Annotated in this window: 11 protein-coding genes and 1 tRNA gene; 3 read left to right on the top strand and 9 right to left on the bottom strand. The window is 31.9% G+C overall.

Translation table 11 applies throughout. The features are described from left to right. Nucleotides 1–17: 17 nt before the first annotated feature. The 9 genes from ACXGQT_RS14105 to ACXGQT_RS14065 form a co-directional block, all read right to left on the bottom strand. On the bottom strand, nucleotides 18–1,925 hold the full coding sequence (locus ACXGQT_RS14105) for a family 43 glycosylhydrolase (RefSeq protein WP_457829223.1): 1,908 nt from the start codon (nucleotides 1,923–1,925) through the stop codon (nucleotides 18–20). A 12-nt stretch (nucleotides 1,926–1,937) separates the two neighbouring features. Continuing rightward, complete coding sequence (locus ACXGQT_RS14100) at nucleotides 1,938–3,011, bottom strand: glycoside hydrolase family 43 protein (protein WP_457829222.1); 1,074 nt, start codon at nucleotides 3,009–3,011, stop codon at nucleotides 1,938–1,940. A 79-nt stretch (nucleotides 3,012–3,090) separates the two neighbouring features. Then, the gene (locus ACXGQT_RS14095; protein WP_457829221.1) at nucleotides 3,091–5,244 is read right to left on the bottom strand and encodes a family 43 glycosylhydrolase; all 2,154 of its coding nucleotides are present in this window, start codon (nucleotides 5,242–5,244) and stop codon (nucleotides 3,091–3,093) included. Between the two features lie 183 nt (nucleotides 5,245–5,427). Next, entirely contained in the window at nucleotides 5,428–6,621 is a 1,194-nt protein-coding gene (locus ACXGQT_RS14090) for a hypothetical protein (protein ID WP_457829220.1), read from the bottom strand. Nucleotides 6,622–6,694: 73 nt separating this feature from the next. Next, nucleotides 6,695–7,921: a DUF4998 domain-containing protein gene (locus tag ACXGQT_RS14085; RefSeq protein ID WP_457829219.1), complete on the bottom strand. Its 1,227-nt coding sequence runs from the start codon at nucleotides 7,919–7,921 to the stop codon at nucleotides 6,695–6,697. A 16-nt stretch (nucleotides 7,922–7,937) separates the two neighbouring features. Further along, entirely contained in the window at nucleotides 7,938–9,152 is a 1,215-nt protein-coding gene (locus tag ACXGQT_RS14080; RefSeq protein WP_457829218.1) for a DUF4959 domain-containing protein, read from the bottom strand. 15 nt (nucleotides 9,153–9,167) lie between these two features. Continuing rightward, nucleotides 9,168–11,144 carry a RagB/SusD family nutrient uptake outer membrane protein gene (locus ACXGQT_RS14075; protein WP_457829217.1) on the bottom strand — a complete coding sequence of 659 codons (1,977 nt, stop codon included), beginning with the start codon at nucleotides 11,142–11,144 and terminating at the stop codon, nucleotides 9,168–9,170. Between the two features lie 11 nt (nucleotides 11,145–11,155). After that, nucleotides 11,156–14,410: a SusC/RagA family TonB-linked outer membrane protein gene (locus ACXGQT_RS14070; protein WP_457829216.1), complete on the bottom strand. Its 3,255-nt coding sequence runs from the start codon at nucleotides 14,408–14,410 to the stop codon at nucleotides 11,156–11,158. Nucleotides 14,411–14,922: 512 nt separating this feature from the next. Continuing rightward, complete coding sequence (locus ACXGQT_RS14065) at nucleotides 14,923–18,996, bottom strand: hybrid sensor histidine kinase/response regulator transcription factor (protein ID WP_457829215.1); 4,074 nt, start codon at nucleotides 18,994–18,996, stop codon at nucleotides 14,923–14,925. A gap of 268 nt (nucleotides 18,997–19,264) precedes the next feature. On the opposite strand from ACXGQT_RS14065, the gene ACXGQT_RS14060 reads away from it, so the two are divergent. The 3 genes from ACXGQT_RS14060 (at nucleotide 19,265) to ACXGQT_RS14050 (ending at nucleotide 20,995) form a co-directional block, all read left to right on the top strand. Further along, nucleotides 19,265–19,348: transfer RNA gene (locus tag ACXGQT_RS14060), tRNA-Leu, on the top strand. Nucleotides 19,349–19,361: 13 nt separating this feature from the next. Continuing rightward, nucleotides 19,362–19,769 (top strand): tRNA (adenosine(37)-N6)-threonylcarbamoyltransferase complex ATPase subunit type 1 TsaE, encoded by a 408-nt coding sequence (tsaE, locus tag ACXGQT_RS14055; RefSeq protein WP_457829214.1) that lies wholly within the window; start codon nucleotides 19,362–19,364, stop codon nucleotides 19,767–19,769. A gap of 26 nt (nucleotides 19,770–19,795) precedes the next feature. Then, nucleotides 19,796–20,995, top strand: a complete 1,200-nt coding sequence (locus tag ACXGQT_RS14050) for an alanine dehydrogenase (RefSeq protein WP_457829213.1) — start codon at nucleotides 19,796–19,798, stop codon at nucleotides 20,993–20,995. Nucleotides 20,996–21,001 lie beyond the last annotated feature (6 nt).

Below are 21,001 nucleotides of genomic sequence, written 5' to 3'. Positions count from 1 at the left end.
AAACATAGAAACAAATATTACTGAATCCCTTTAGTAGTCATTACTATAGGTTTAATAGTTCCATTTCTATTATACTCTAACTTATCAATACAAACAGATCTACTGTAACTGCTTCCTTTAGTTTGCATGGCTCCATTGTGATATATAAAATATGATTCTCCTTTAAACGCTACTATTGCTTGGTGATTGGTATTGCTATTTCCAGCTATTTCATTTAAAATTCCTTTATACTCATAAGGCCCTTCAATATTGTCTGCCATAGCATAGGCTATTTTTTCAGGAAAACCTGTTGCATAACTTAGGTAGTATTTTCCTTTATATTTATGCACCCAAGGGGCTTCTGTAAAATCAAAACCTTCAAAATTAATTTGTTTTATTTCACCATCAATTTCTACCATATTATCTTTTAATTTGGCATAATAACATTCTCTGTTCCCCCAAAAAATCCAACTTTGTCCATCATCATCCGTATAAATAGCAGGATCTATACAAGCCCATGAATGGATTGAAGCAAAACAATCTTTATTGGTTAACAACGGTTTTCCTAAAGCATCTTTAAAAGGTCCTTGAGGATTGTTTGCAACCGCTACTCCAATACCTGTCCAATTAGTACTAATGTACCAATAATATTTTCCGTTTTTTTCAATAACATGACCTGCATAAGCATCTCCACTTTTTGCCCAAGAAAAATCCGTGATATTAAGTGGAGTAGGATGTTCTGTCCAATTTTTCATATCATTTGTAGAGAAAACACACCAATTTTTCATTTTATACCCTTTTTGCCCTCCAGCAAAATCATGCCCTGTATATAGCCATAAAGTTTTATCTACCACAATAGCAGCAGGATCGGCAGTATATTTATGTGTAATAATTGGATTTCCTTTTGATTTGAAAGCAAAGCTTGCTTCTTTTAATAGTTCTTTAGGAACCCCTCCCCATTTTTTGTTAAGTCTTTGTGCTTCTTTACGAGTAATTCCGATAACACTCCCATGTCTTGGAAAAAAATCTTTGGTAAAAGATTCTGGTTTTTCAGTAAAATTATACAAATCTTTGGTGCGTTGAAATTCATACCTTCCGCTAGAATATAAATCATACATTAATATGTATTCATCAGAATTGTTTAATTTAAAAATAGAAGAACCTTCAACTGTTGTTTTTTGATTTGCATAAGAGTCTATATACTCAAAACTTTCTTTCCAAGGACCTTGTAAAGATTTACTAGTGGCTTGTTTAATTCCATTCTTTACTTCTTTACCTTGTTCATCTTTAGTGTTTCCTTTGTAGAACAAATGATAAATTCCGTCTTTATAAATAATATCCCCATCAATTGCTCCATCTTTAGCACTATACAATAAAGTAGGTGTGTTTTCAAAACCTGTAAAATCTTCATTAGCATAAGCAGCGTAAAAATCTAATTTTTGATTGTAATTAAATCGGATCGTAAAATAAACTAAATACTTTTTTACTTCAGGATCATAAATAGTTTGTGGAGCCCATACCCATTTGATGTCTTTAAACTTTTTAGGATAACTTTTTTCCAAGTCTATTACAGATGAATTCCAATCTATAAGGTTTTTAGAATACATCATTGTAATTCCTGGATTATAATCCCATCCATTTTTACGAGTATTCATATCGGTAGCAACCATATAAAAGTCTTGGTTTTCTCCTCTTAAAATATGAGGGTCTCTAACACCTCCTGTACTTGAAATTTTATCAGAAGAAATAATAGGTTGATTATTATTTAAAGCACTCCAATGAATAGCATCATTACTCACCGCAAAACGAAGTTGTTCTTGTTTATTTTCAAGACCTCTACCTTCAAAAAAAGCAAATAAATAACCTTCAAAGTTTTTGTTTTGAGAAAATAATGATGAAAAACTCAAAACAGCAAAAAGCATTGTGTTTAAAAAATATTTATTCATAAATTTTATTTCTTATTTGTTAATAGAGAAATTCATTCCCCAATGCTTAGCTAGTTTTAAAGCTTGTTTTTTAGAAATAGAAATAACAGCTCCATGCTTTGGAGAAGTAAAGTTTGTAGTTTTCATTACTCCTTCATTAAAGTGTCCTAAGTTTTTAAAATTGATAAAATCAGTAGTTTCTACAAATCCAAAATTATGAGGATGAACACTAAATATATCATACATTAGCACCCATTTGTCTGTACCGTTTTGTTTCCACATATTTGGAGCTTCGCAGGAACCTGGTTCAAAATCTATCCATTTAGGATCGTATTTATATCCTTTGTTTATTTCATCAGAAAAAGCAATTTTAATTCCGCCTGGTCTCTCTTGAGCTACATAAGTCATACAATAACGACCATCGGGTATTTGAGTGATATCAGCATCTAATACCTGAACTTTTTCATTAGGATAATCAAACAAAATTTTTGGTTCAGTTATTATTTTAGTAAAGTCATCATTGGCATAAGCATAATACATTTTGGTTAACCCATGTCCTATTCTCATGGTAAAATAAACCATCATTTTATCTTCTTTAGGATCGTAAATAGTTTGTGGAGCCCATGCGCAGCCCATTTCTTTTAAACTTTCAAAAGTATCGTTAAAAATAAAATTGCTATGTGTCCAATGAATTAAGTCTTCTGACTTCATCATTACAAAACCTTTATTATTTCCCCAATCATATTTATCTACAGGGCGTTCCCATTGTGTTTCTCTGTGTCCTTTTTCTTTTCCAAATATATGGAGGTCAGTCATCACTATATAAAAAGCTCCATCTGGTCCTTTGGTTATATGCGGATCTCTAATTCCTTTTTGACTTGCAATGGTATCACCTCCAATTACTGCTTTTCCATTATTGATATCTGTAAAAGTATATCCATCTGCACTTAAAGCAAAATGCAAGCTATGATCATTGTCTTTAAAGTAAGTCATTAGGTAGACTAAAGATTCAGCATCTTGTTTTTTTATAGACCTACATCCAAATAAAGTTGCTATTATAACAAGAGCTATAAAATATGTAAATAGGTGTGATTTGTTTTTTCTCAAGATTTATAGTTTTAATAGTTAATTTATCATTGCCAATATTTTACAAATATTGAAGCTTATTTTATTTTTAGAGAAATACTTACAAAGTTGGAGTCACGGGTTTGATACTTCCATCGGCATTAAACTCCATTTTATCAATACAAACCTCTCTATTGTATCCTGCTGCTCTTCCCATTTCTATTCCGTTAGGACGAGTAAAACGATGATAAACAATATGCCAAGTATCGGTTCCTGGAGTTTGAATAACACTATTGTGCCCTGTACCATAAATTCCGTTTTCTGGTCTTTTTTCTATTACAATATTATTTTCTGGAATTTCTAAAGGTCCTGTTGGACTTTTAGATGTAGCATATCTTACTCTATAATTAGGACTTCTAGTATCGTCTTCTGACCATAAAAAATAATACGTTCCATTTCTGTAAAACACTTCTGTTCCTTCTCTAAAGGTTCTCCCTGGACGTAGTAACACCAATGAGTTTGGCTTGATAGAAATCATATCATCATTTAACTCAACGCAAGCCATATGACCATTCCCCCAATACAGATAACTTTTTCCTGATACTGGATCGGTAAAAATATCTGGATCTATTTCTTGACCTCCTCTTGTTCCTTCAGGTCTTTTTGCAACTAGTGGTTTTCCAGAATCTACAAAAGGCCCTGTAGGTTCATCGGACACCGCTACTCCAATTTTTTGAGCTGCCGTGAAATAATAAAAATATTGATACTTTCCGTTTATCTTTTTTTCTATTGCTGCAGGAGCCCAAGCATTTCTATCTGCCCAACTTACATCTTTTTTTAAATCTAAAATAACTCCCTCATCTGTCCAATGTACCAAATCTGGTGATGAAAATGTTTTAAAATATGTTCCAGACCATCCCGTAAATCCATCACTTGTTGGATATAGATAATATTTCTTGTCTTTGTGTGAGTAGATAATTTCTGGATCGGCATAATAACCATCTAATACAGGATTATTATCTACACTTACCGTTACTTTATATGTTTTTTGTATTTCTCCTGTTGAAACAATATAATCGACTGCTCCTTTAGAAAAATCTTGAGCTCCAAAATTTAAGATTGTTGCCCATGAAACTGTTTTTATTTGTGGATCAAAACTCTTAATATTTGTATCTGCTTTTACAGGAATGTAAATAGTATTCTCTTCATCATTAAACACAACATTGTTCTTTTTAACTTCTTTTGCATTAAAACTTAAAAAAGAACTTTTATTAATTCCTCCCCATTTATTTATCAATGCTTGTGTTTCTGCTTCGGTAATTCTAATAACCGTTCCGTGTCTTGGATGAAAATTCATAGAAACAGCTTCATCAATAACTGCAAAATTTTCTAAATCTTTGGTTTTGGTAAACTGATATTTTCCTGATGAATACATATCATACATTAAAATATATTCATCTGAATCTATCAATTTAAAAATTCCTGAACCTTCTACAGCCGCATCTGTTTGATCGTAAAAACCTTCTTGCTGTACATATCCTTGGGTTAAGTTACCTGAAATTGCTTTTTTAATTCCACCACCATGACTTTCATTCTTAAAAAACAAATGATATTTTCCATTTTTGAAAACAATGTCTCCATCTATACAAGCGCTATTTGTAGGACTATAAAACAATTGTTTTGGAGTGGTTGCTAAACCTGTAAAGTCTTTATTTGCGTAGGCATAATAAATAATATCTGGACCTTTACTTCCTAACATAGACCAGTAAACCATATACTGATTTGTTTTTTCATCGTAAATAGTTTGTGGTGCCCACACACGTACTACATCTCCAAATTCTTTAGGGTACGTTTTTGGAATGTTGATTACTGTTGATGTCCAATTGATTAAATCTGTAGATTTCATTAACACCATCGCTCTGTTTGAACTCCATCCGTTAGCAGAAACCATATCTGTAACCACCATATAAAATGTTTTACCATCGGCTCCTCTTAAAATATGTGGATCTCTAACCCCACCTGTAGAACTAATTTCTTTGGAACTAATAATGGGTTGATTATTATTTAAAGCTTGAAAACTATACCCGTCTTTACTAATTGCATATCTAATTGCCTCCTCATCTCCAGTATTTCCTGTAAAATAGGTAAACAAATAATGACTGTATTTTTGTTCTTTTTGAGCAGTAGTTTTTGATGTTGTTTTACAAGCAACAATACTTAACAATAACATGAAAGCAACTAAAGCTTTTATAGATATTCTTTTTGGTTTCTTCATTTGATTTAAATATATAATTGTATTTCTAATAGCTGATTTTCTTTCCGACTTACCTAAAGTGTAAATATAACATTTATAAAATTATTTATTCTATGTATCTATTCTTTTATAAGATTTGCAAGTAGTGTAAAACTATTTTTTTTAACTTCTAAACTTATGGATTTATAATTCAAAAACATGGAGTTAGTTACTAGGCAATCCATCTGCTTTCATTCCTTGAATGATTAATGCATGAATCATGTACAATTCATCACTACCTGTATCTTCATGAGCTCCGTTAATTCCATAAGGCCAAAAATGTGTACCATCTCCTTTAACAACCTGACTAATATCGCCTGTAAGCATTTTTAAAATTTGATTGGCACGTTCACCTTTCCAAGTTCCTTGCATTAAATCATCATAATATTTCCAATGTGTCCCTACTCCCACTGCATGAGCCATTTCATGCATTGCCGTTCCGGTTCTTTGGTACGATGCATTTGCTCCCATATTAATCCAACCATCAAAATTAGCATCGGCAGTTGGAGTTCCAGGAGAGTAATTTACAGTAACGTGTTTTTCAATAGATGTAAAATTGTTATAATAAGCAATTGCTTCATCAAAAGCAGTTATGATACGATTTTTAGTAACTTCATCTGCATCATTCGGATGAAAAGAATATGTGAAATTTCCTGGCTTAATAGTTTGCATACTCACCTCTTCACCATACAAAACATCATCATTTACCGTAATTACATAAGGCCTTATATAATACATTGTTTGTGGTATTAATTTAGTCATTCGTTGTAAATAAGACTGACTAACAGACTCATGAATCAATTGTTGATCTGAAATTGATGGCCGGGTTTTGGTTGCATACACCACTCCTTGTTCTTTTATTTCTAAATCCCCTTCTTCTAACTGAACCTGTATAAAAAGATCGTGAGCAGCTGCTACTTTAACGTTATGAATATGTACCAATGGAAAAGCGGGTGAAAGCGTAGTAAAACTAACCTGATTACCATAATTTACTCCTTTAGAATTTACAGCATACGCTCTGGCATAATAGGTAGTTCCTCCTTGTAAATTAGATAGATTTACCTTAAATATTCCACTAGCTTTTAATAATATTGGAGTTTCTTTATCTCCTTCGTAAGTAGGACTTGGGGTAGTGCTATAGCAAACTCCTCTTTCGGTAACACTAGCTCCACCATGATGCGTAACCTCTCCCCAAATCACAGCTTTAAACACTGCTATTTCTTCGGCTTCGTTTGTTTTTAAAGTAGCCAAATCTACTTCATTTTCTATTTCTTCTTCTACTATTATTTCTTTTGCCGAAGAAGATGAGCACGACAGTATTAAAAAACAACAATAAACAAATAAGTATATTTTTTTCATAGATTTTTAGATTAAAAAAGAGAAGAAAATATTTAAAATTTTCTTCTCTTTTACACTTATTAAAACAACAAAACTATTCTAATACTACAGCTATTTCCCATGATATAATATTACAAAAACGCCCTGGGTCACCATCAGCTTGTGTTGATGCAAGACCTACTGAAATATCTGAAATTTGATCCACAGTAAAATCGACAACATAATTTAAACTAGAAGTTACTAAAACTCTCTTAGTCCCAATCACCTCTGTTGCTGTGGCAATATTATCTACATCAGGTAATCCATCTCCTATTGCTATTACAAAATGTGCACCTCCAACATCAGCAATATCATGATTTGTATCTCTTAATGTAACTTTTAATTGATATTTAGCTGGTAAAACATCATTTAACACCTGATATACTTTACCATTTGTAATCCCAGGAGATCCCCAACCAGACTCTAAATTAAAAATATTACCATTCCATTCATCCCAACCACCATAACCACCGTGGTTTTTTGCAGCATCGTTAGTAATCCAGTCAGCTAAGTTTCCCCATCTACCTCCATCAGTTGCAGTTGCTATAAAAGGAACTGCTGCATTTTTTAAAATTGGAGTTGGAATAGGTTTTACATTTTCATAATCTGTATAAAAAGTATCTATACTTTTAACTTCCTGAGAACTTGGAACAAAAGCTGACCTATAACGATAAGTAGAACCACTCTTAAAATCATTAATAGTTAAACCATCAGCACCTATTTCTACAAACTCTGTTATTAATTCATCGGCATTGTTTGTATATTCAATATAAGATCCTATAACACCAGAACTCAAATCCATTTCTGCAAAATTGATTTCTAAATCTGAATTCACCAATATATTTGAAACCAACGGTCTGTTAAAAATAGACTCCTGAAAACGATTCCCAAAAACTTCTTGAGTTTCGGTTACAGGAATAGAAGTATTTCCTTTGTCATCAAAAGTTCTTACAGTAAAATTATAAATATTTTCAGCTAAATTATCTATAATGTATTCTACCTCATCAACTCCCTCTGTTCTATTAATAGGAATACTAATAGAGTCTTTATAGGTATTCCAATACACTCTTACCTCATTAACTTTAGGGTCTGATATAATTAATCCTTTTAACTTCACTCTGTTTTTACCTGGAAAAATTTCTAAAGAATCTATTTTACCCGTGTATGATATTTCACCACCCTCTATATACTTTAAGTATTCATCATCTTTAGAACAAGAAAACACACTTAAAACCAAGGCCATGGTAAAAACAATTCTTATTATATTTTTTATTTTTTTCATTTTTTAGATTTTAAGATTAAAAATTAGGGTTACCAAATACTTGTACTTCCCCAACAGCCATATAATCACCTCCTGCCCAGTTTTCCATACATTGTATTCTTAGATAACGTACTGCTGGTTTATCTAGACCTATTTCATAATCGGCACCATCTTGTGCTGCTACCAAATCATCATTATTTTCTTGACCATAAGGAAGCCCTGAAGGTTTTTTAACTTCATACTCTCCTAACAACGTCCAACCAGACAAATCACCATCATTTAATTCATTCGCTCCCCATATTTTAAATTTACGCATGGCTCCTAAATAATAGTACAATCTCTGTCCTCCAATAGGTTCTGAAAATTGCCAAATATGCAAACGACTTAATTTGGTTATTTTACCAATATCAAACGTTACCAAATGATCTTCTGTTTCTACAGTTCTACTAGTGAAAAAACTGTCGTACCACTCTAGAACTCCTCCATTAAACAAATCCCTTACTTCAGTATGACTTGCTATTAACTCAGCATCGTTAGCCAAAGTAATTGGTTTCATATCTGCTCTTGGCATTAACGCCTCATACCATGGTGTAATTTCTTGATACAAGGTATCTGTTACATTTAACCACCTATCTCTAACTGCGAAAGCAAATTCTTGAGGAATGGTATCAAAACCTCTTATACTCTGTCCTATTTCATCTACCTTAGTATAAATACTTGTAGGTAAAGGCACCCAGTCTCCTTCAATATTTTTTTGCATTACAAGTAAAGCTATATCTTCTTTATTTGGATTATCAGCATTAATTCTCAACCCTCCAAAATCTGGTTGCGTAGTTATAGACTCATAAACCCCATAAATTGGTGCTTGTAATGGGGCTACTGTAACTTTTACTGGAGTGGATTCAACCTCACTTCTATTCACTGCAGTAATGCTTACTTCTCTTTCAGATAATCCTGTAAAACCTTCTAACAACATGGTATTATTGTAGTAGGATGATTTTACTTCCATATCTGTTCCATTTTCTAAGGTATATCTTGCCACAACATATAACAAATCTTGATTATTTGGTAATGTGTATTGTAGCTTTGCTTTTCCTGGTAAATTTTGAATGGTTACATTTTTTACTTCTCCAGGAGCTTCCGAATTATTTTCATAAGGAGTATTCCCTTCATCTTCGGTACAACCAGTTATGGTTAACACCAAAGACAATCCTACTGCTTTGAAAAAATTTATCATATTTATTTTCATCATCTTCTATGTTTTTTATTACCAACCTGGACTTTGAACTAGGTTCGGATTTTGTATTAAAGTATTTACGTTAATTGGCCAAAAATAATCTCTAGGAGCTACAAAACGTTGTTGATATAATGTAACGACTTGGTAGTACGATGATTCATTTACACCAAAGACATTCCATCCTTTTACAGGTTCGTTAAACTCCTGTGTTGCTTTTTTCCAACGTCTAATATCCCAATAATTTTTTCCTTCAAAAGCTAACTCTATACTTCTTTCTTTGTGAATAATTTCTCTCATTCCATCTTTAGAGGTGTACTTAGTTGGGTTAGATGAGAAATTTTGCCATGAATTCTCTACTCCATCTAAGCCAGCTCTAGAACGAATGGCATCTACATATTGTAAAACTTCAGCTGTTGGACCTTCTACTTCATTTAAAGCTTCGGCATACATTAAATACAAATCTGCTAATCTTAATTCTGGCCAAGCATAATCTTGATAAGATGCCCCTCCATTACTGTCAAAAGTTTGTTCCCAGTCTATTAATTTTTTGATAAAATATCCTGTAATATTAAAATCAAAAGCATCTGAACTACCTGCATAATCTTTAAACTTAGCCTCAATATGCCAGCGTTTTTCATCTGCACCACTATCAAACTTATACCACATAGCTCCGTCAAACCCTAAGTTTGCATAAAAACGTGGCTCTCTATCAAAATTTAACATAGAGGTTCTATATCCTTCTAAGATATCAAGTCCTTCGGCTGCTGTTGCTTCTCTTATATCTGTAATATCAGTAAAGTCTAACGTAGTATCTTCTTCAATAGGCACTCCATTTTTAGTGTAAAAATTAGAAGCAGCTTCTATTGTTGGCGACAATACTTTTCTTGCTTGAGTATGGGCTACTGTATTAACTAAAGGAGCCATACACAAACGTTGTAATTGCCAAGTTCTACTATTTGGATTTGCCCAAATAATTTCATCGTTAAAACGTTCTGTAACTGCTTGTCTAATATCTAACTTTGTTAAAGTAGTTTGAGACACAGCAAAAGACACATCTTCCTTATAAAAAATATGATGTCCGTTAGCTTCTGCAATATCAATAGCTTCTTTAATAGCGGTTGCTGCTCTTTGCCATTTGGTTTCATCAAAAGTGGTGTTAAATAAAGCGGTACCATCATTATTGGTAAATCCAGACATATCAGCATTTCCATTAAACAAAGGACTTGCTGCCATTAACAACACCTCTCCTTTTATTCCTGCTGCAACTTGTCTTGTTACTCTTCCCATTTCATTTTGAAGATCTACAATTTGAGGAGGTAAGTGCACCATTGCTTCGTCTAATAAACTTACAATATAATCCACTCCTACATCAATAGGTTCCCTTGCTACTTGAATTTCTTCTTCGGATGCATCTATTGAAACCGCTGTTCTCATAATTGGAATTGGTCCGTACATACGCATTAAATAATAATGGTAGTAGCCTTTTAGAAATTTTGCTTCGGCAATCCATCTTAAACGTTCAGCTTGTGTGATGTCTGGAACTTTGGTTTGATCTTCTAAATTTTCTATAAAAATATTACAGTGTCTAATACCATCGTAAAGAGGGTATAAATCTGCTGGTCCTGCTGCCTGAAAACGTCCTTCCCAAGCATCCATATATGGATTGGTAGATCGTTGTAAGTTTCTTGCAATATCAAAAGCATAACTATTAATAGCAGCATCGTTCCCAGGAATCCATGTTTCATCACCCGCAAGCATTCCTATATTATAAACGGCATCTCCATTTTTAGGTATATAAGAATAACAGGTAAACAAATATTTCTCTGCTTCATTTCTTAATTTAAAAGCCTGATCTATAGTAGCTACATTGTCTGGAACTACATCTAAAAAAGTATCTTCACATGACATTAGTCCTGATAAACTCAATACCATTAAAGAGCCTCCTAATACCTTTTTTAGACTTAGCATTCCTTTATTATATTTTATATTTTTTGTAATCTTTGTCATTGTTCTCTTTTTTAAAAATCAACTCTTAATCCTAGATTGTAAACTGCTTGAATGGGATATCCTAATCCACTTCCTCCCATTTCAGGATCCCATAACTTAAATTTACTCCATACTGCTAAATTGTTTCCACTGAAATATAATCTAGCACCTGTTATTCCTAACTTATCGCTAAATTTTTCAGGAAAATTATAACCTCCTTCTATGGTTTTTAACCTTAAGAAAGCTCCATCTCTCATCCACCAAGTAGAAACTTGATTGTTGTTTTCTATAAACGTATCACTTAAACGTGGCCAAAATGCATAAGAATTTCTATTAGCTTCGGACCAGTGATCTTGAGCAATAACATCTAACAATCCGTTTTGATATGGTCCGTTTAACACGAAAGGAGAAATGTTTTCTGGATTGATAAAGAATGAAGTACGGGCAGCTCCTTGAAAGAAAATACTAAAATCAAAACTTTTATACCCAACAGTACCACCAAAACCATATACTATTTCTGGAATGGTTGGATACCCCAACGGTACCATGTCATTTTCGGTAATTTGACCATCTCCATTTACATCTCGGTATTTTATATCTCCACCTCTAACTTCTCCAAATTGAGTTGGAGAATTGGCTACCTCGGCATCATCTACAAACAAACGTTCTGCAATATATCCATATGCCTGATTGGTGTGTTGTCCTATTCTAGATCTGTATGACAATTCTTCTGGATAAGACACCTCATCGTACTGTAAAACCTCGTTTGTAGCATAGGTTAAATTCCCTCTTAACTGTGTATACCAATCAGAATTAAACTGTTTGTTAAAAGCTGCTGTAATATCTACTCCCTTACTTTCTACCTCTCCAAAATTGGTAAACGGAACAGCCGTTAACCCTAAAGTAGCTCCTATATTAGATCTTCCTTGTAGAATATTGGTACGTTTTTGTTTAAAAATTTCGGTTGTTAAACTAAATGCATGATCTATTTCTAAGTCAATACCTAAGTTTACTTGTTCAGACTTTTCCCATCCAATATTAGGATTTGCATAACGACTGGTAAAAACCCCTGGTCTATAATACCCAAATTCATCTCCAAAAGCTGCTCCATAATTTCCATCGTTTAAATTTACATTTGATAAGTAAAAAAATCTATCGTTTGTATTTCCAATAGCATCGTTTCCAACCAAACCGTAAGTTCCTCTTAATTTAAAAGAAGTAATTATATCTTCTAATGGCTCCCAATACGGTTCATTTGAAATATGGTATCCTAAACCAAAAGAAGGGAAAAAACCATATCTACTTCCTGAGGCAAATCTTTCTGATCCGTTGTAACCAAAGTTAAACTCAGCCAGATATCTACTATCATATCCATAAGTAAATCTTCCTGATATTCCGTGGTTTCTACTTGGTAAAGAGCTTTGAACATCTCCTGAATTTCCGTTTTCGTAATTAGAAATTAAATTTAACAGCATACCAGATACTGCATGCACATCGTTAAACGTTCTGTTATAATTAAGTGCTGTTTCTAAATAGATACGAGAATCTAAATTTTTTCTTCCTTCTGCATAATCAAGATATTCTGTTCCTGTTACTCCTAAAGAACCTTCGCTACCATCATTCAATACATTTAACATAAGTTCTCCTGTTTCAGGATTGATTCGAGAACTATAATAAAACGGATTATATTGTCTTGCTGCTTCGTAATATGAATATCTTTTAATATACCCCATTGCTCTTGCACTCAACCCTTTGGTAATAAAATTAAAATCTTGTTTTATTTCTACTTGAGTTTGAATGGTTGAAGCTTTATTTGTTTGATATCCTCTCACCATTTCTGCATATGGGTTCACTAGCAATGTTTGTGCATTTGCACTAGTAGTTGCCCCTCCAAACAATGGATGTTCTATAAATGGTAAATAACTAGCTGGATATACCTTTGCAAACTTTACTGGATTTGACCACAAGGTTAGGTTAAAGATACGAGCACCTCCATTTACCCAATTCCCATTGGCATCTCTTCCTCCTACTGGTCCATTATAGTCATCAAACTGACCATATAAGTTTACAGAAGCTGAGGTGGTTGGAGTTAAGTTGATATCTACATTAGATCTAATAGAGTAGTTTCTTAACTTAATATTAGAGTTAAAGTTATTTAATCCTTCAACATCTAAAACTCCATTATCAACATTATAGGTTCCAGATATATAGTATCTTGCTTTTTCTCCTCCTCCACTAGCACTTAGGTTATAACCTTGATTGACAGTGTAATCTTTTATCAACTCATCTATCCAATTGTTACTTGGATACAAATATGGATCATCTCCTATTGAAGTTCTAAAAATTTTATTTTGATCGTAAGGTAACGGTCGTTGACCCTGAGAATCTCTTGTTAATACTGCCTCATTTGCTAAGTTCATGTAGGTAATATTGTCTGAAAAACCAAAATTCCTAGTATTAGACGAAATCCTTGATTCTGTTCGAAAGTGGAACTTTGTTTTACCGGCAACACCTCCTTTAGTACTAATTAACACTACTCCATTTGCTCCACGAGCTCCATAAACAGCAGCTGCAGCAGCATCTTTTAACACCGAGAAACTATCTATATCATCGGGTTGTAAACGAGCCATATCTGTTGTTGAAGATTCAATACCATCAATTAATATCAACGGATTTTGTTTTCCTGAACCAAAAGTTCCCAATCCTCTAATAAAGAAGTCAGAGTTATCTGCACCAGGCTCACCACTACGCTGATAAGCTATCATACCCGACACTCTACCTGCCATCATAGTGGTTAGGTTACTTGTAGGTCCTTTTAACTCTTTAGGATTTACAGTAGTAATTGCACTTACCATACTTTCCTTTTTTTGAGTACCAAATCCTACAATTACCAATTCCTCTAAAGCTTCAGAGCTAGGGTTTAATAAAATATTAAATACTGACTTTTTTCCTATTTGAATTTCTTGAGTCTCAAAACCTAGATAAGCTATTACCAATACCTTATCGCCATCTTCAATATTTAATTTAAATTCCCCATCAAAATCTGTCATTACAATATTGTTAGTCCCTTTAACAGATACATTGGCTCCAGGGAGCACCATACCTTTATTGTCTTTAACCACCCCCGTAATGGTTCTTTTTTGAATTTCTTCAGAAACACTATTGACATTTGTATTTCTTGCATGTCCTTGATAAGCTGCTGTTGACACTAATAGAATTAGTAACTTTAACTTTAAATCAAACCCAAGCGATGAAAAGTATAATTTCCTTATTTTAATTAATTTCATATTTAGTTTAGTTAGTTAATTGTTTACATTGTTTTTTGTTCCCCTTTTACCCTTTTCCGTTTTACACTTTTTACCATACTCTAATTTTAGTTTTAGTTAATTATTTAGTTTTTAGATTCACTCTCTTTAAACTTTTTTATTCTGTTTGTTCTAACACTCCTTAAAAGTGTCTGTTTTACATTTATAAAAAAGTATAAAAAATATATAGCACTAATGCTATAGTCCTCCAACAGAGAATCTTTTCCAAAGATCTTTAAAAACTGAAATTTTAAGAGGGAAATATTGATAGAATTAAAGGGTCAAAATCGTATTTACTGCGATAAAACACAGTTTTTAATAATATATAAGCAAAAAAAAAGCTTTTTTAATAAAACAACAACAATAAAAAAGAAGATTTAATGAATAAATAAAACTTAATATTTTAACTCGTTTTTCACTAAAAATTAACCTAAAAAAAGAGCTATAAAACAGCTCTTTTTTTAGGTTAATTTAATTTGAATTTAGAACTATGACTATTTCCAAAAGTTGTCGTTTATAATGTATTTTTTATCTTTTATATTTTGATATTTCTTTTTGAATTCTGATGGATTCATTTCGTAAAACTGCTGAAACTGCTTTCTAAAATATTTTAAATCTCCAAAACCTGCCAAACTAGCTATTTGATTAATTTGCATATCGGTAGTAATTAATAATGTAGCTACCTTCCTTAATCTAATTCCTCTAGTAAATTCTGTGGCTGACTTTCCTGTTATTTTTTTTATTTTTTTATACAGCAAAGAATGACTCATTCCTATTTCTGATGCTAAAATTTTAATATTAAAATTTTCTTGATCCATTTTGTTTTCAATAACCTCAACTATTTTATCTAACAACAGTTTGTCTTCATCAGATAATTTTGGACTGCTAATACTTTTTGTTACTGTATTCAACAAATGATTCTGTACATTTTCTCTTCTGGTTAATATTCCATTTATTCTTGCCAATAAATAATCCTTATCAAAAGGTTTTGTAATATAGTCATCAGCTCCAACCTCTGCACTTTCTAACTTAACCCCTTCGGTACTTCCTCCTGATAATAGTATTACCGGAATATGCTTTAACCCTTCTGTACTCTTAATGTGTTTACAAAAATCTACCCCACTGATTTTTCCCATAACTACATCAGACAATATCAAATCAAAAGTAGTTTTATTTACTATTTTAATAGCTTCTTCGGCATTCTCTGCCGTGGTGATACTATACTTAGCAGATAATATATTTTTTAAATACTTTCTTATTTCCGGATTATCATCAACTATTAATATCTTTTTTAATTCGTTTATAAGTTCATTTACTTCTTTGTAGCTTTTTGTGTCTTCTATAATTGTTTTGTCTTCAATTACCTCTTCAACAAAAACCACAGGTTCTATTTCTATTTCTTCTGATATAACAATATCTTTAAAATGAGATTTTCCTTTTCTTAAATTAATTTCAAAAGTTGTTCCTCCATTTTTTGTATCAAAACAAACAACATTTCCTTTATGTTGTTCTACAAACTCCTTTACCAAATAAAGTCCAATACCAAAACCTTTACGATTACTTTTATCTACTGCCTGTGTTTGATAAAATAAATCGAAAATTCTTTTTTTATCATTCTGAGAAATCCCTTTTCCATTATCAACTACACTTAAATAAATATTATTTGGATCTTTAGTGTTTAACACAACCTCTACTTTTCCATCTTCTTTTTCTGTAAATTTTAAAGCATTTGTTATTAGGTTAAACAAAGCAATTTCAAGTTTTTGTCTATCGGCATAAACATAAATTTCTTCGGTATCTGAACTAAATACATAATTTATATTTTTAGTTTTTGCATGATTGGTAAAACACGTAAAAACCTCTTTACAAAGCCCTACTAACTCCATTTTTCCAATAACTAATTTACCTGTTTCGGTTTCGGTTTTTCTAAAAAGTAATAATTGATCTACCAAACTTAGTAACCTACGAGAGTTACGATAAACAACATCTATTACATTTAAATCTACTTTTGAGTCATTATTATTTACAATATCTCTAAGAGGATTAATAATCATAGTTAAAGGAGCTCTAAACTCATGAGAAATATTAGTAAAAAAGGTTGATTTTTTTTCATTTAGTTGTTTTTCTTGAATAGCTAAATCTTTAGATAACTTTATTTCATATTTTAATTTTTCTTGTTTACGTTGGTATTTATCAACAGCAAAAACTCCTGATATAAAAAGTAATACATATGCAAAGTATGCCCAAAATGTTCTATACCATGGAGGTAAAACACATACTGATAGTGACGTTATGTTTGTGTTCCAAACTCCATCTGCATTGGTAGATTTTATTTTTAAAACATAATTTCCCTCGGTCAGTTTAGAATAATTTGCTGTTCTTATCTTTCCTACATTGTGCCATTCAGTATCCCAACCTTCTAAAAAATAAGCATATGATATTTTTTCGGGAGTACTATAATCTAAGCCTGCATAGAATACTGTTAACATAGATTCATCAAAAGATAATTTTAAATTATCCACTCCAAAAACAGTCTTACCCAATTCATTTAAAGGTTTGTTGTTTACCTTAATAGAAGTTATCATTAACTGGGGAAAATCTTTTGGAGTGGTAAACACCCCTGTGTTTATAATATTAAATCCTTTAATTCCTCCCATTAATATTTCCCCTGTAGAAAGCTTTAAAGATGCATTATAATTAAATTGATTACTTTGCAATCCATCTAAATCATAATACTTTACTATAGCATTATTATCAGCATTGTATTTTGTTATTCCGTTATAGGTACTTAACCAGTACAATCCTTGGTTGTCTTTTTCTATATTTAAAATTGAATTATTTGAAATTCCATCAACTTCTGTTAGCTGTTTTTTTTCTTTATTAATAGGGTTAAAGACTATCAAACCTCCACCTTCAGTTCCAACAAGCATTTTATTATTTGAATGTAAATAAATACATTGAACAGGGTATTTTGTATTTATAAACTGATGTTCATTCTTTTTTAAATCTAGCTTAATTAAATCTCTAAAAGTTCCTACCCATAAATCATTATTTTCATCTTGACTAAAACAGAGCACCCCTACAACTCCTATATTTACGTAATCAAATTGATCTGTTTTTTGATTGTATTTAAACAATCCCTCTCCACCATTGTGAGTAGACACCCATAAATCTCCTTTTTTAGTTACAAACAGCTTCCATACATTTTCTTCTAATACTTGTGTTTGCTCATTTTTTAAATTATACTTTTTAAACTTTTTTGTAGTAGTATTAAAGAAACAAATTCCCCCTCCGTAAGTTCCAATCCATGCTCCATTAGAGGTGCTTTTTATACCTGTAACAAAATTATTAGGCAAGCTATTTTTTTGATTGGGCTGATATTTATAGTTTGTAAAAGTATTATTTAACCTGTTCCATAATCCTACTCCTCCACCATCGGTTCCTACCCAAATATTCTCTTTGTCTTGTTCTGCAAAAGACAACACAAAATTACTTGGTAAAGAGTTATTTACATTTTGTTTTTTAGAGATGGTTGTAAATGGTGTTGTTTTTTGTTCTAAAACATCAATACCTCCTCTTAATGTTCCTATCCAAAACCTATGTTTGTCTTTATAAATAGTAGTAATAGCATTGCTCGAGATTCCTTTTTCTTTCATGTTGTGAATATCAAAAGGCCTAACAAATTCTCGTGTTTTTAAATTGTATTTTACAACACTATTACCATCTGTTGCTATCCATAATTCCTTTGTATTTACATCACTCCATATATTTCTTATAGGATATTGAATTAATTCATCAGAAATATAATTTAACCTCTTTGTAGAAATATTATATGTATTAACTCCTTTATCGGCACCAATCCATATATTAAACAAATCATCAACCTCTATGCAGTTTCCATCCCCTATACGATTGTCTACAATTTTTAATACATTCTCTCCAAACTCAACAACTCCAAGTCCCCAGTTTTTAACAACAACCCATAACCTACCCGATGAATCAAAATCAATTCCTTTTACATCGTAATCTGAAATAATCTCATCATTGCTAGATAATAATATTTTTTTTAGGTGTTTACTTTCGTCTTTAAAACAAAATAATCCTTGACCTCTAGTAGCTATGTATATGTTTGAGTTGAATTCTTTTATATCGCTTACTTCATATGTAATAGTCTCTGTAATTCCTTTATTATAAAAATATTTTCTTTCAAATTTATTGGTTAAGTAATTATAAACACTAATCCCATTTTTAGTCCCAATCCAAACATTATTTAGTGTTCCGTTTATGCTTGTAATTTTATTATTAACAAGCGTGGTAGTGTCATTAGGTTGATTTCTATAGTTTACAAAATCATATGCATTATATCTACTTACTCCATCATAAGTACCAAACCACATCAATCCTCTTTTATCTTTATAAATAGCGGTTACAGAATTATTAGCCAATCCGTTATTAATATCTAAATAGCTAACATTATAACTTTCTTTACCAGCAATACCATTTTGATGTTGAGAAAACGATAGATTACTCACTAATAAAAATAAGCACCAAAAAAACGTAATATTCATTCTTAGTATTTGTTTGAAGTTAGTTAGAAGATATTTTTTTCACAAAAAGATACCGTGAACAACATCATATTTATTGATATTCCTTAAAAAAGAGAACGGATAAATACAAGTGTGATTTACACATCTGTAAATATAGTATTATTATTTTCTTCAAAAAATATTTTATACAAGCTAAAATTGATGCTAAATCTATCTATAAAATAGTTCTGTATAAAACATCAATTTACATATATTTGCGCTCAATTAAAATTTATTTTTTTTACAACCAACACCTATGGCGGAATTGGTAGACGTGCTACCTTGAGGGGGTAGTGTCCTTATGGACGTGCTGGTTCGAATCCAGTTAGGTGTACTAAAAAATAAGCATGGAAATTACCTACAAATTAGACGATTTATCTACAGTAGCAACCACCATTATTACCAATACTAAAAGCAAAACTATTTTGTTTTATGCAACTATGGGTACAGGAAAAACCACGCTTATTAAAGAAATTGCAAGTCAACTAGGTTGTAATATTAGTTCCTCTCCTACCTTTTCTTTGGTAAACGAATATGAAACCGAAAAAGACGGAATTTTATATCATTTTGATTTTTATAGAATACAAGATGAAAACGAAGCTTATGATATTGGTATTGAAGAATACTTGTACAACAATTCATGGGCTTTTATTGAATGGCCCGAAAATGTAGAAAATTTACTACCTTTAGATGCACAGGTAATTACTATTAACACAAATAAAGACCAAACCAGGACTCTTGTTTTAAAACAGTAAAAACTACCTGTATTTAGATTATATATATGGGGAAACGTATGGCTGCATTTGGAAAATTTGAGTTTCATGTTCAAGAAGAAAGGTTAGCAATAACTCCTAAAAAAGGAGATTTTATAATAGGAATACCTAAAGAAACCTGCCACGAAGAAAAACGAGTTTGTCTTACACCCGATGCTGTAGCTGCCATGACATTACAAGGCCATAAAATTGTAATAGAAACTGGTGCTGGAATTCCCTCTAATTTTTCCGATGCTGAATATTCAGAATCGGGAGCCAAAATAGCTTACTCAGCTAAAGAAGTTTTTGAATGTTATTTAATTTTAAAAGTCTCTCCTCCTTCTGAAGAAGAAATTGAACTAATGAGACCTCAAGCCTTTTTGGTATCGTCTTTACAATTAAAAACACAATCTGCCAGCTATTTTAAATCTCTAGCTAACAAACGCATTACAGCCATTGCTTTTGATTTTATAAAAGATGAACAAGACAGCTTTCCTATTGTAAAATCTTTAAGTGAAATTGCAGGAACTGCCTCTATCTTAATTGCATCTGAGTTAATGAATGCCGAAAACGGAGGATCTGGTAGATTATTAGGAAACATTAGTGGTGTACCTCCTTGTGAAGTGGTTATTCTAGGAGCAGGAACTGTTGGATTATTTGCAGCAAAATCAGCCAAAGGTCTTGGAGCAAGTGTTAAAGTGTTTGACAACTCCATTACCAAATTAAGACAACTCCAACAAGACTTACACATTCCTGTTTACACTTCAACCATACATCACAAAGCTTTGGAAAAAGCCCTAATGAGAGCTGATGTTGTTATTGCTGCTATAAAAGGAAAAACAAGAGCTCCTATTGTGGTCTCTGAAGATTTGGTTTCGGTAATGAAAGAAGGAGCTGTTATTATTGATGTTAGTATTGACAGAGGGGGTTGTGTAGAAACTTCTGAATTAACCACACATAGCAATCCTACCTTTAAAAAGCACGGTGTTACTCACTATTGTGTACCTAACATTCCATCTAGATACGCTAAAACAGCCACTATATCAATCAGTAATATTATTACTCCATATTTACTAAGTATTGGTGAAGAAGGTGGATTTGAAACTGCCGTGAGGTATGATAAAATTATCCGAAGTGGAATGTATATGTACAAAGGTATTTTAACCAATAAAGCCGTTGGAGACTGGTTTGATTTCCCTTTTACAGACATTAATTTATTGATTTTTTAATTTACA

This window comes from Wenyingzhuangia sp. IMCC45467, assembly GCF_054111205.1.
This window is presented reverse-complemented; position numbering and strand designations above follow the sequence as displayed.

Excerpts from the sequence above, each read along its gene's own strand:
- ACXGQT_RS14050 (WP_457829213.1), top strand. The coding sequence starts at position 19,796 with ATGGGGAAACGTATGGCTGCATTTGGAAAATTTGAGTTTCATGTTCAA.
- ACXGQT_RS14095 (WP_457829221.1), bottom strand. The coding sequence starts at position 5,244 with ATGAAGAAACCAAAAAGAATATCTATAAAAGCTTTAGTTGCTTTCATG.
- ACXGQT_RS14065 (WP_457829215.1), bottom strand. The coding sequence starts at position 18,996 with ATGAATATTACGTTTTTTTGGTGCTTATTTTTATTAGTGAGTAATCTA.
- tsaE (WP_457829214.1), top strand. The coding sequence starts at position 19,362 with ATGGAAATTACCTACAAATTAGACGATTTATCTACAGTAGCAACCACC.
- ACXGQT_RS14090 (WP_457829220.1), bottom strand. The coding sequence starts at position 6,621 with ATGAAAAAAATATACTTATTTGTTTATTGTTGTTTTTTAATACTGTCG.
- ACXGQT_RS14070 (WP_457829216.1), bottom strand. The coding sequence starts at position 14,410 with ATGAAATTAATTAAAATAAGGAAATTATACTTTTCATCGCTTGGGTTT.
- ACXGQT_RS14075 (WP_457829217.1), bottom strand. The coding sequence starts at position 11,144 with ATGACAAAGATTACAAAAAATATAAAATATAATAAAGGAATGCTAAGT.
- ACXGQT_RS14085 (WP_457829219.1), bottom strand. The coding sequence starts at position 7,921 with ATGAAAAAAATAAAAAATATAATAAGAATTGTTTTTACCATGGCCTTG.
- ACXGQT_RS14105 (WP_457829223.1), bottom strand. The coding sequence starts at position 1,925 with ATGAATAAATATTTTTTAAACACAATGCTTTTTGCTGTTTTGAGTTTT.
- ACXGQT_RS14080 (WP_457829218.1), bottom strand. The coding sequence starts at position 9,152 with ATGATGAAAATAAATATGATAAATTTTTTCAAAGCAGTAGGATTGTCT.